Source organism: Moritella sp. 5 (assembly GCF_018219455.1).
Taxonomy (GTDB): domain Bacteria; phylum Pseudomonadota; class Gammaproteobacteria; order Enterobacterales; family Moritellaceae; genus Moritella.
Window position 1 is genome coordinate 4,363,332 of record NZ_CP056122.1, and the last position, 13,473, is coordinate 4,376,804.

General features: G+C 41.7%; 10 protein-coding genes. 3 read left to right on the forward strand and 7 right to left on the reverse strand.

The window, feature by feature from the left end; all coding sequences use genetic code 11:
• The first annotated feature begins 14 nt into the window (after positions 1-14).
• Entirely contained in the window at positions 15-1,736 is a 1,722-nt protein-coding gene (locus HWV01_RS19445) for a proline--tRNA ligase (RefSeq protein ID WP_211673094.1), read from the forward strand.
• A gap of 205 nt (positions 1,737-1,941) precedes the next feature.
• Positions 1,942-3,069: a patatin-like phospholipase family protein gene (locus tag HWV01_RS19450; protein ID WP_211673095.1), complete on the forward strand. Its 1,128-nt coding sequence runs from the start codon at positions 1,942-1,944 to the stop codon at positions 3,067-3,069.
• A gap of 1 nt (position 3,070) precedes the next feature.
• On the opposite strand, the gene HWV01_RS19455 is transcribed toward HWV01_RS19450, so the two are convergent.
• On the reverse strand, positions 3,071-5,035 hold the full coding sequence (locus HWV01_RS19455; protein WP_211673096.1) for a monovalent cation:proton antiporter family protein: 1,965 nt from the start codon (positions 5,033-5,035) through the stop codon (positions 3,071-3,073).
• Positions 5,036-5,260: 225 nt separating this feature from the next.
• Between HWV01_RS19455 and HWV01_RS19460 the strand changes: the two genes are divergently transcribed.
• The gene (locus HWV01_RS19460) at positions 5,261-6,136 is read left to right on the forward strand and encodes a GGDEF domain-containing protein (protein WP_211673097.1); all 876 of its coding nucleotides are present in this window, start codon (positions 5,261-5,263) and stop codon (positions 6,134-6,136) included.
• Positions 6,137-6,215: 79 nt separating this feature from the next.
• Here the strand turns inward: HWV01_RS19460 and HWV01_RS19465 are convergent, their stop codons facing one another.
• The 6 genes from HWV01_RS19465 to rpmA all read right to left on the reverse strand — a co-directional run bounded on the left by HWV01_RS19465 (position 6,216) and on the right by rpmA (position 13,467).
• Entirely contained in the window at positions 6,216-8,558 is a 2,343-nt protein-coding gene (locus tag HWV01_RS19465; protein WP_211673098.1) for a zinc/cadmium/mercury/lead-transporting ATPase, read from the reverse strand.
• Between the two features lie 208 nt (positions 8,559-8,766).
• Complete coding sequence (locus HWV01_RS19470) at positions 8,767-9,393, reverse strand: HD domain-containing protein (RefSeq protein ID WP_211673099.1); 627 nt, start codon at positions 9,391-9,393, stop codon at positions 8,767-8,769.
• 48 nt (positions 9,394-9,441) lie between these two features.
• A complete protein-coding gene (locus HWV01_RS19475; RefSeq protein ID WP_211673100.1) occupies positions 9,442-9,789 on the reverse strand; it encodes a helix-turn-helix transcriptional regulator in 348 nt (115 codons plus the stop codon).
• Positions 9,790-9,989: 200 nt separating this feature from the next.
• Entirely contained in the window at positions 9,990-11,339 is a 1,350-nt protein-coding gene (locus HWV01_RS19480; protein WP_211673101.1) for an NCS2 family permease, read from the reverse strand.
• 404 nt (positions 11,340-11,743) lie between these two features.
• The gene (gene cgtA, locus HWV01_RS19485) at positions 11,744-12,925 is read right to left on the reverse strand and encodes an Obg family GTPase CgtA (RefSeq protein ID WP_211673102.1); all 1,182 of its coding nucleotides are present in this window, start codon (positions 12,923-12,925) and stop codon (positions 11,744-11,746) included.
• A 284-nt stretch (positions 12,926-13,209) separates the two neighbouring features.
• On the reverse strand, positions 13,210-13,467 hold the full coding sequence (gene rpmA, locus HWV01_RS19490; RefSeq protein ID WP_019441736.1) for a 50S ribosomal protein L27: 258 nt from the start codon (positions 13,465-13,467) through the stop codon (positions 13,210-13,212).
• Between the last annotated feature and the right edge of the window lie 6 nt (positions 13,468-13,473).

Consider the following 13,473-nt stretch of genomic DNA (forward strand, 5'->3'; position numbering starts at 1 on the left):
AATAAAGGAACGTTATGCGCAGCAGCAATTACTTGCTTTCAACTTTGAAAGAAACTCCAAATGACGCAGAAGTAATTAGTCACCAGCTAATGCTTCGTGCAGGTATGGTTCGTCGTCTTGCATCAGGTCTATACACTTGGTTACCGACAGGCTTACGAGTTTTACGCAAAGTAGAAAACATCGTACGTGAAGAGATGGACAAAGCAGGTGCTGTTGAAACTCTAATGCCAATGGTTCAACCAGCAGATTTATGGCAAGAAACAGGCCGTATCGATAAGTTTGGTCCTGAATTGTTACGCATTAACGATCGCCACAACCGTCCTTTTGTTTTAGGTCCAACGCACGAAGAAGTGATCACTGACATCGCGCGTAAAGAAATCAACAGCTACAAACAACTGCCGTTGACGCTTTACCAAATCCAAACTAAATTCCGTGATGAAGTTCGTCCTCGTTTCGGTGTGATGCGCTCGCGTGAATTCCTGATGAAAGATGCATATTCTTTCCATTTATCAGATGAATGTCTAAACGATACGTACAACAAAATGCATCAAGCATATTGCAATATCTTCGAACGTATTGGCCTAGAGTACCGTCCTGTACTTGCTGATACAGGTTCAATTGGTGGTGCTGTATCTCACGAATTCCACGTACTTGCAGAAAGCGGCGAAGACGATATCGTATTCTCTGACGGCAGCGATTACGCAGCAAACATCGAAAAAGCAGAAGCACTAGCACCTGCTGGCGAACGTCCTGCAGCAACGCAAGAATTAACCGTTGTTGATACACCAGATGCACACAGCATCGAAGACGTTTGTAAATTCTTAAGCGTTGACGCAACACAAACAGTAAAAACACTGCTTGTTGCTGCTGAAGCAGAAGAAGGCGCAGCACAAGGCGTTATCGCACTTGTTCTACGTGGCGACCATGAACTAAACGAAGTGAAAGCAGAAAAAATTGCTGGCGTTGCGTCCCCGTTAACATTTGCTAACGAAGCTCAAATCCAAGCAGCAGCAAACTGCGATGCAGGTTCTATCGGTCCTAAAGGTCTGAACTGTCCTGTTGTTGTTGATCGTTCAGCTGCACACCTAGCAGACTTTGTTTGTGGTGCTAACGTTAATGGTCAGCACATCACTGGCGCTAACTGGGACCGTGATATTGCAGAATACACAGTTGCAGATATACGTAACGTGGTTGAAGGTGAAGCGAGCCCATGTGGTAAAGGTACACTGTCAATTAAACGTGGTATCGAAGTAGGTCATATCTTCCAACTTGGTACTCAATACGCTGAATCTATGGGTGCTGGCGTACTGAATATGCAAGGTAAGCAGCAAACGATGACAATGGGTTGTTATGGTGTTGGTGTTTCTCGTATTGTTGCTTCAGCAATCGAACAGAACCACGATGAAAACGGTATTATCTGGAACGAGTCAATCGCACCATACAAAGTATCTATCATCCCAATGAACATGCACAAATCAGCAGACGTGAAAGAAGCAGCAGAGAAAATCTACGCTGAGCTTCAAGCCGCTGGTATCGAAGTGCTATTTGATGATCGTAAAGAGCGTCCAGGTGTTATGTTCGCGGATTCTGAACTTATCGGGATCCCACACAACATCATCATCGGCGATCGTAGCCTGAAGAATGGTCTAGTTGACCACAAACTACGTTCAACAGGTGATAAGACTGAAATCGCTGTTACTGACATCGTAGCGCACGTTAAAAGCCTACTAGCATAAACAAATACGCAATTAACTAACTTCGGTTAAGTGAACAATCAAAGCCAAGCATCTGCTTGGCTTTTTCGTGTCTGAAAGCGCGAACATCTAGAAATCCCCCTATCCAACAGTATTAATTTGGCGAAGCAGTGAGTCTTTAACAATAATTAATAGAGGATATTTCTTCTTTGATTAAACAGAATTTTATCTATGGATTTGGCTTGTTATGGCAGGGACTAAACAAGGACTATTATTGACAGGAGGTGGCGCAAGGGCCGCGTATCAAGTCGGTGCGCTAAAAGCCATTGCGGAGTTTTATCCCCGTAATCACGGTACACCTTTTAAAGTAATCACTGGTACATCAGCAGGGGCCATCAACAGTTGTGCGATAGCTTGCTACGCCAGTTGCTTTCGCTTGGGGGTTAAAAAGCTCGAATACATCTGGAATAACTTCCACGCCAACCAAGTATTTCAATGCAGTTTTAACGAAATATCACGGCACTTGTTACTTACCTTTTTATCACGATTCCAGTCGCCACACGTGGTGCGACAACCGGTATCCCTGTTTAACAACAAACCCTTGCGTAAACTGCTGGATCGTTATTTGGATATGCGCCGTATCGACATTAACATTCAACGCAAACACCTAGATGCGATTTCGATCACCGCATCTGATTATAGCAACGGTGATTCCATCAGCTTTTTTCAAGGTAATCAGCAATTACAAGAATGGCAACGCGCCCGTCGCAGTGGGTTACGAACACAGTTACACGCCCACCATTTATTAGCGTCTTCCGCTATCCCTTTGGTCTTCCCTTGTACCCAAATAGGCCATGATTTTTATGGTGATGGTTCCGTACATCAGCTATCACCATTGAGCCCCGCCATCCACCTTGGCGCAGAGAAGTTACTGGTGATCGGTGCAGAACAACCACCACAAAAGCTTAAACCTGGAGAATTACGCCAGACTCCATCAGGTGCCGATATCGCAGGGCATCTACTCGATACCGTTTTTACCGATACCTTAAACTCTGACATTGAACGGTTAAAACGTATTAATGACACCCTAACATTAACTCCAGAATCACAACTATCAACGTTAAATATAAAACAGATTGGCTTATTCCACTTAGCCAATGAACATGATATTAATGCCATTGCCGATGAATACTTTTACGAATTACCCATCACCATCCGAATGCTATTACGCACCATAGGGGTAAATGAACACAGCCATTCTTCAATTACGTCTTATCTGATATTTGAACAAAACTATACGCGTGAATTAATGCGCTTAGGCTATCAAGATGTATTAAAACAAGAACAGGAATTAAGGGCTTTTTTAAATATATAATCTAGCCAGCCCAACCACCTAACAAACAATGTTCCGCCCGCTTTACATAACGAGAAGGCCCACAAACCAGTACCACATCACCCACTTCAAAAATAAAGTCTTGATGAACTTGAGTCAACTCAATTCCTTGTCGGCGCACTGCACGGTAACTGACTTCTTTTAATTTCACTTCTGCGACTGTTTTACCAATCGCGTAAGCACCAAACTCAAGCCGGATCGCGTGTAACCGCTCTAACGCTTCACTTTCTTCAAAAGACACATTGCTTTCACCACCAAAATAAAAACCGTGTAAATGGTTATAATGCCCCTTTCGTTCATGCTGTAAGCGTTTCAAAATACGTTTAATTGGTACACCAGAAATAGCCAATACATGCGAGACCATCATTAAACTCCCTTCTAAGGACTCAGGCACCACATCAGTCGCCCCCGAGTTATGTAACATCTGTATATTGGAGTCATCAGTGGTACGTACTAATACCTTCGCATCAGTTAATGGTTTAACTACCTTTAACAACTCAATGGCTTTCTCGGTATCGTTGAATGTGATAATAATCGACTTAGCTTTCTCTGCACCTAACATCATTTGAATTTCACGGCGACTGGCATCACCAAATTCAATTTTTTCACCACCATTTAAGGCTTCTTGTACACGAACAGGATCACGATCGATAACAGTATAAGGGATACCTTCAATTTTTAAAAAACGCGCGATAGTTTGCCCGCTGCGGCCATAACCACAAACGATCACATGATCACTGTATTGCCCAGGAAGTGGTGGTGATAGCCCACTTTTACGTTTAGGTTTAGACTGAAATAATAACCGCCGCACGATTCCCTGATGGCAATCAATGAGCCAAGGTGTTATCGCCATACTGATAACCCCAACACCAACAAGGGTCGAAATTAACGGTAAAGGTAATAATGCCAATTTTCCTGCTAACGCCAATAGAACAAAACCAAACTCCCCCATTTGCGCTAATACTAAGCCTGTACTGAGCGCATTACTGCTACTTTCCCCTAGCCATTTAGCAAGTATAAACACCAGGATAATCTTACTTAACATCATCACCACAAGCACGATAATTAAACGAGGCCAATCCTCGATTAAGCTCGGTAAATTAAGCAGCATACCGATGGTGATAAAGAAGAGTCCCATTAATACATCACGAAATGGACGTATATCAGCTTCGAGTTGATGGCGATAAGGCCCCTCACCTAACATCATACCAGCTAAAAAAGCGCCCAATGCCATAGATAAACCTAACCAATGGGTCATAAGCCCTGCGATTAAGGCTACTAATAATGTCGACATGACAAAAAGTTCATCAGAACGAATTAAAGCTATCTCTTTAAACAAGGTTGGTAATATCCAGCGTCCCACAGATAAGATCAAAAATACCGCGAATAGACCTTTGACCATTGCCCAACCCATTTGCTCGGCAATCAGCATGACATCGCCACTTTGCTGCGCCAATAAAGGGATCATAATAAGGAAAGGCACCACCGCGATATCTTGAAATAACAGCACACTGATAGAGAGCTTAGATAAGCGACTATTCAGTAATTTCGATTCAGCTAACTGCTTGATCACAATAGCAGTTGATGACATTAACATCGCAGATGCAACGACAAATGCTTGCGCCCAATAGAGTGAAACAAACAACCCGAGCAGCATAAATAGCACGCCAACACTCAGCACTTGCCCACCACCAAGCCCCACAACTAAATGTCGCATCGATAATAAACGCGGCAGTGAGAACTCTAAACCTAATGAGAACATGAGGAAAACAACGCCCAATTCAGCAAACAGTTCAATATCAGCTTGTTCAACAATTAATTGAAAGCCATAAGGCCCAGCAATCATACCTGTAGCAAGGTATGCGAGAATAGGCGGTAAGTGAATACGTTGGAATAACGCCACGAGTGCAACCGCAAGAGAAAGTAATTGAATGATATCAATAAACAAATCATTTTCCTCCTTAATCAGTTACATGAACGCCATCAATAGCGTGACTAAGATAATAAAAAACAATGCCACTAAAGAATATGTACTAGCTCCCGATTTAACAAGTTGACCAAAGGATCAATAACAAAGATCCGCATTAATTAACCCTGAATTTTTAAAATATGGTACACAATATGCATAATTTAACATCACACTAGACTAGTGATTTTTTTGACTGAGGTTAAAATGGATAATTTAAGCATCATAAACGCCCCCAAAATGCATACTAATTATGGACTTACTACGCCAAAGCGACAACAAAAGTTAAGCTTGGCGCAAACCATTGCCACGTTAAAAAAATTACAAACTAGCCTAGACGTCAATTCTTTGCTATATAATTTTGCCGCAATAGCGGCACAGCATGTCCGCTTTACCGGTTTAAGCTTTACTGAGGCAGCCAACAATATCCAATTAAAGACTGACTGCAACGCCGTTTTTCAACAACACTATCATTTGACGGCACAAGGTAAAGATTTGGGTTCGTTGGTATATAGCTCAGTCAAACCATTACAAATTAATGAGCTCAGCGTATTAAAAGAATTACATCAACTGTTGGTCACTAATCTCATGCACGCCTTAATGCTACAAGAAATGCAAATTAGGATCATGAAAGATCATTTAACCGGTTTAGATAATCGCGCGAGTTTTGATGAAAACATTCAACGTTCTTATAGCCAATGCCAGCGTCATAAATCCAACATGGCGTTATTGATTACTGACTTAGATGATTTCAAGCGTATCAATGATACTTATGGCCACCAATTTGGTGATCGTATTTTGAAACATTATGCACGCGTATTGCAGCGTAGTATCCGTAATAGTGATGTCGCATTCCGATTAGGTGGCGATGAATTTGCAATAATCTTGCAGCCAGCATCAGAAAAATCAACTCGCTTAGTCGTAGAGCGTATTGACGCTGAAATTAAGAATGACTCACTACTGAGCGAATTTCAGATCACCTCTGCAATTGGTTCGGCAACGTGGCGAACAGGTGAAACGATCGAGAGTTTATTTAAAATAGCCGATGAAGACCTGTATTACAGTAAATTAAACATCAAATAAAAAGCTCACCAAACTAGGTTTGATGAGCTTTTTTAAGTATAGAACAAAATGTACTATTTATTTTTACCGTTAAAACGTATTATTTATTACCATTAAATCGTAATAGTCTTAATGCATTAGCTGTAACAAGTGCAGTGGCCCCTGAATCCGCTAGAATAGCAACCCACAGTCCTGTGAATCCAAGTAATGTCGTCACCAAAAACACAGCTTTAAGCCCAACCGCCAAGGTAATATTTTGTTTAATATTAGCCAATGTTTCCTGACCAAGCTCAACCATGTGTGGCAATTCAACTAATCGGTTATGCATTAATGCTACGTCTGCCGCTTCTAACGCTACATCTGTACCACCACCCATCGCAATACCAAGTTTTGCACGCTTCATTGCAGGCGCATCGTTAATACCATCTCCCACCATTGCAGTATCTTTACCTTGGTTAAGTTCACCAACAATACGTGATTTATCTTCTGGTAATAGCTCTGCACGATATTCCATGCTTAGCGAATCGGCGATTACTTTCGCTGTACGGCGGTTATCTCCCGTTAACATCACGGTATTAATACCGAGCTTTTGCAATTTTTCTACCGCTTCACGTGCATCGTCACGAATACTATCTGCCAATGCAACTAAACCGATGACTACCTCATTTTGCAGCACTACAACTGTAGTATTTCCGCCATTTTCGAGGTTTACAATAGCACTGCTAACCTCAGGAAGTTGCGCTAGGTGTACGGTCATGTGATGTGGGGCTAATAACTTAATTAACTGTACAGACTCACCCAGTTGTACTTCACCTTGCACACCCAAGCCCGCTAATGTCTGGTCATTACTAACCGCTAACAAAGCGACTGATTTTAGTTTCGCATGCGTTAATATCGCTTTTGCTAATGGATGATTTGAGGTTTGTTCAATACTCGCAGCAAGCTGTAATACCTTATTTTCATCATCAATAAAGCTAACTATGCTGGTAACTTCGGGTACACCTTGCGTTAATGTACCGGTTTTATCAAAGGCAATTTGTTGGATACGGCCAATCTGCTCTAGCGCTGCACCACCTTTCACTAATACGCCACGTTTACTGGCTGCAGATAATGCAGATGTCACTGCTGCAGGTGTAGATATAACTAAAGCACAAGGACAAGCAATCAGTAACAATGTTAACCCTTTATATACCCACTCAGTCCAATCGCCGTCAAACAATAATGGTGGCACAATCACAACAACTAATGCTAATAACATCATTGCAGGTGTGTACCAACGACTGAATCTATCAAGGAAACGTTCAATTGGTGCTTTGTTTTCTTCCGCCTCTTCAATCAGGTGTAGAATACGGTCAATCGCATTATTACCTGATTCTGACACAACACGTAATTGCGCAACACGGTTAACCGCTAAGCTCCCCGCCATCACAATATCGTCGGTCTGATGTTCAACAGGTACTGACTCACCAGTTAATGCACTTTCGTCAAAACTAATACCAGAGGCAAGTAACGCACCATCAGCCGGTAGGCGATCACCCGGTTTAATTTCAATTACATCTCCCGGTTGTAAATCACTGGCAGCGACTAATACCCGTTGATCACCCACGATTTTCGTTGCTTCTTCGGGCACTAATGACATTAATGATTTAACGCCTTTACGTGCTTTACCTGCGGCAAACGATTCCAGTTTTTCACCGATCATAAACAGCACTAATACCATCGCTGATTCCGCAGTTTCCCCTAAAATAAGGGCACCGACTGTCGCGACAGACATGAGGGTTTCGATTGCGAACGGGGTTCCAGAGCGTGCTAATTTAATCGAACGATTAATAACTGGAATCACACCAAATACACTGGCGAAGGTAAAAATCCACTGACTTGCATCACTGTTAAATTGCGTTAGGATTGCGGCAATAACGATGGCACTGACTAACGTAATCGCATGCCAATGTTCACGGATGTTTTGTGATAGCGAGTTATCTTCTTCTACATTTTTCGCTTTTTTACCTGCTTCTTGTAACTTAAAGCCAGCCTTCACAACAGCATTAATAACGTCTTCTTTTATGTTATCAACAGTATTGCTATTGGTGTTTTTTTCGATATCAACAAGTAGTTTTTCGGTGGCGAATGCAACACGGCATTGCTTTACTTGTGGTAATGCTTGAACGACTTTTTCTACTTTACGGGCACAACTTGGGCAATCCATGCCAGTGACTAACCAAGATAAACGGGCAGTTAAGCTACTGGACTCGGGTTCCTCGTCGTCAGCAATAATCTCGTTTGATTCTGCGGGTACACAGCAAGAATCGCTACTTGCAGATGTTACATTATGCTCATCTGTATGTTGATGTTCGTGTACGTGTGTTTTGCTGTGATCACTACCACAACATCCTGGATTTGATTTTGATGCGACTGCTGTTGCAGTATTGCCTTTACATGACATGCGTTTATCCTCGTAAATAGAATTGAATCAAAGTTAGTAATATAAATAACAGTTAAAGCGTTCAAGCCAGTTAACTTACATATAAATATATATTCATATTAAATTTCATTCAAGTGTATTTACAAAAAAAAGCTAACTCATTCGTTATTGTTCACGAAAAATGAGTTAGCAGTCATGTTCTTAAGCGCTATATTTAAGTTTTAACTCTCTACTCGTGCGTCAGTAGTTCAGACTGTAACTGCGCTAAGAAATCACGCATATACACGCTGCGTCGCTCTGCTTCCGCCTTTGCAGCCTGTGTATTCATACTCTCGCCCAACATCAGCAACTTAGTAAAGAAGTGATCGAGCGTGTACACATCGTCATTTGGCTCACGATCAACACAGAGTGGATCAATGCTGCTATAGAGCTGACGATTAAGCTTACCACCGACTAAAATACAGCGGGCAATACCAATGGCACCAAGTGCATCCATACGATCAGCATCTTGTAATATTTTCGCCTCTAAAGTTTCCGGCGTAATATTCGCGCTAAAGCTATGTGCGACGATGGCATGATGAATAGCTTGGTGATATTGCTGAGGGTAATTTATCTCTTGTAAGAATGCCACGGCACGATCTGCTGCTAATAAAGAGGCTTGCTTGCGTTGTGGATGATCTTTCGCAACCGATACACAATCATGCAACCAAGCGGCGGGCTCTAAAATAGCCAATTCAGCCCCTTCACACGCACCTAGCTGTCTAGCGGTTGCAACAACACGCTCAATATGGTCGATGTCATGCGCGCGATCGGCACAACCAAGTTGGGTTAAAAATTCGATAAATAGGTTTCGCATGGCACTCTCTTTAAAATAAAACCTTTAAGCTAGGATTTCGAATAAAAATTATGCATGCTCAGTCACGTGGCAAGCCAGATCATGTACCACATGACGAATATGGTGATCATCCAATCGATAAAGGATTTGTTTACCTTGACGTTCAGAGCGTAAAATACGCGCTTCACGTAAATGACGTAAATGGTGGCTGGTCAGTGATTGTGACATCCCAGTAACTGCTGATAACTCAGAAACAGGAACAGGTCCAGCCATACAGGCAAGTACTAAGCGAATACGGCCTTCATCACCTAACAAATGAAAGAGATGCGCGAGAGAAGCAATATGCTGATCATCTAATGCAGGTAATTCAGCACTACATTGTGGTTCTGGGCAACATTGAGATTCTAATTTTGGCATTCTGCCCCGCTAAGATAAAATGGAATGAAAGGAAAGTGTAACACTTAAGGTCATAGGGGCAACACCTACAGGGTTTGAAGATCAAAAATGCCAGCCTAATATACACGAATAGCGCATACTCAGCTGGCACTTATTTATCTATTAGCTGCGATCACATTAGCGGTAACACAGGCACCGTCAATGATTGGCAGTCTAACGCATTAGATAAATGCTAATTTCGCGATGAATACAACAGCTAATACATTCATACCTAAAGACACATCAGCAGAACGACCTGTGCAATGCTTAATGATAGTGAATGATAAGAAGCCTAAGATGATACCATCAGCGATTGAATACGTTAGTGGCATCATAATAGCGGTGATTGCAGCAGGAACGTAGTCTGTGAACTCACCCCAGTTCACTTTATGTAGGCTACCAACCATTAAGAAAGCAACATAGATTAACGCGCCAGCCGTTGCGAAACTTGGTACAACCTGAGCTATTGGTGCAAAAAACATTGCCGCTAAGAATAGTAGACCAACAACAACTGCCGTTAAGCCTGTACGACCACCTTCAGCAATACCCGCATTACTTTCAATGTAAGTTGTTACCGGCGGACAACCAATTATCGCACCCGCAACACTTGCAACACTGTCTGCAGTTAATGCTTTATTGAGGTTTTCAATTTTGCCATCTTTGTTATACATGTCTGATTTTTCAGCGACACCAATCATGGTACCAGCCGTGTCAAACATGTTTACAAATAAGAATGCGAGGATGATACTGACCATAGATACGTCTAACGCACCCATTACGTCCATTTTCATGAATGTTTTAGATAAGCCAGTTGGTAGTGATACGACTTGATCTGGTAGGCTGACTAAACCCATTACCACACTGATTGCCGTCGTAATAACAATACCGATTAATACCGCACCGAATACTTTACGTGTTGCTAAGATAGCGATAATTAAAAAGCTGAGTGAGCCTAAGATAACTTTAGGATCATGAAAGTTACCCAGTGTCACTAACGTTGCAGGGCTTGCAGTGATGATGCCAGCTGCTTTTAAACCAATAATACCTAAGAACAGACCAACACCCGCTGTCATTGCGTAGCGTAAACTGCTTGGAATACTATCGATAATCCAACCGCGTAGTTTCGTTACACTCATGATGACAAATACGATGCTTGAAATAAATACAGCACCTAATGCTACTTCCCAAGTATATTCCATTCCCTTTACAACAGCGAAGGTAAAAAAGGCATTAAGCCCCATACCTGGCGCTAGACCAACAGGCCAGTTCGCATAAAGACCCATGAAGATACAGCCAATTGCTGCACTAAGTGCTGTTGCAACGAATACCGCTTGGTAATCCATGCCCGCAATCGACATAATATCAGGGTTAACAAATAGAATATAAGCCATGGTGACAAAAGTAGTTAAACCTGCCATTACTTCTGTTTTAATTGTCGTATTATGTGCTTTTAACTTAAACAACTTTTCCATCAAAGTTGCAAAAGTAGAAGTGTTCGTTGAAGCAGAGGTAGACTGACTTGCGGTATTCATTAAGGTACTCACTTTTTGTTTCGTTCACCTTACTCACTGTATGACAGTGGCTGTCTGTACTTATTGCTCTTTAATGCAACTGATAGATACAAACTAAGGTGACTGGATATTTAATAAATGGCTATCGCTTAGCGGAAAAGTGGAAAGTTCTAAGCTGACAATTATTAAATAACCGGATTTAAAATATAGGTAATTATTACCTGCTATATTCACTTTGTGAACGGGCGGGATTATCTGCTAATTTGAGTTGAATTGAAAGTTTTTTGTCATTAAAGCATACGTTTATTATGTAAAACCATGATTTCAGTGCAAATTATGGACCAAACGCCTAAAAGTATAATTTTAGATAAAAAAATACCAGCACATGGCTGGTATTTTAATATAAACGTAATGTTTAATTAGGCTTAGTCACGAGCATAGATAACGTGACCGTCATCTTCTTCGTCCCAATCATCCCAATCGTCATCATCATCGCAATCTTCAATAACGGCGTGATTAGCAATTTGGTCTTTATGGTATTCATCCCATAAGAAGCCAACATCGCCATCATCTTCAACCGGCATTTCGATCTTAGGACGAGGCATAGACTCAATCTGTTCCATCATAGCGCGAACAAGGTCTTTGGTACCAACACCACTTGAAGCAGACATAGTATGAACTTCGCCTTCCCAATTAATCGCAGCCACTACCGCTTTAATTGTTTCTTCAGCTTCTTCATCTAATACAAGATCGGTTTTGTTAAATACTAACCAACATGTTTTAGCTGCTAGCTTGGCACTGTATTTTTCCAGTTCGCTAACAATAACTTTTGCGTTTTCAGCTGGATCACTCATGTTCTCAGGTAATAGGTCAACAATGTGAACCATTAAACGACAACGTTCTAAGTGACGTAAGAAACGGATACCTAGACCAGCACCATCAGAAGCACCTTCAATAAGACCTGGGATATCGGCAACCACGAAGCTACGCTCTGGGCTTGCACTTACTACACCTAGGTTAGGCACTAATGTTGTAAACGGGTAGTTTGCAACTTTTGGTTTCGCAGCAGAAATCGCACGAATGAAAGTAGACTTACCAGCATTTGGTAAACCTAATAAACCGACGTCAGCAAGTAACATTAGTTCTAAACGTAAGTTACGCACTTCACCTGGTGTACCTAGTGTCTTTTGACGAGGTGCACGGTTTACACTGCTTTTAAAACGAGTGTTACCTAAACCGTGGAAACCAGCTTTAGCAACCATTTTACGTTGACCGTGCATAACAAGATCGGCAATAACTTCACCAGTATCATCATCTGCTACACGCGTACCAACAGGAACACGTAAAGTGATATCTTCACCACGAGCACCCGTTTGATCTTTAGGACGACCATTCTCACCACGTTCCGCTTTATGGAAGCGGACAAAACGAAAATCGACTAGCGTATTTAAGTTTTCATCTGCAATCATATATACATGACCGCCATCGCCGCCGTCACCACCATCAGGGCCACCACGAGCAACATATTTTTCACGGCGGAAGCTTACACAACCACTACCGCCATCACCGGCTTCAACTTTGATTCGGGTTTCATCTACAAATTTCATTTCGCTATCGCTCCTACAAATTAGGAATGCAGTTAGTTGCACGGATTAAGTAATCGATCTCTTAACCAGTAAGATCACTTCATCCGTAAAATAGTTGAATCAATAAATTAATCCGTGCAGCTATCAACTTTATCAATGGAGAATTATAACTCGACAAGCTTAACCAGCAAGTATGATAAATAATCTCGATCAATGACTACTATTTTTATTACTAATATTTATTTTAGCAATAAAAAAACCCCGCCATATAGGCGGGGTTTAAAAATTCTTAGTTTGTACTGAAATTATTCAGCTACAATGCTAATGAACTTACGGTTTTGTGGTCCTTTAACTTCGAACTGCACTTTACCGCTAGCTTTAGCGAATAGAGTGTGGTCACGACCACAGCCTACGTTTGTACCAGCGTGGAATTTAGTACCACGTTGACGAACTAGAATGTTACCCGCAAGAACTGATTCGCCACCAAAGCGTTTTACGCCTAAACGTTTGCTTTCTGAATCACGACCGTTGTTGGTACTACCACCAGCTTTCTTATGTGCCATCTTTTA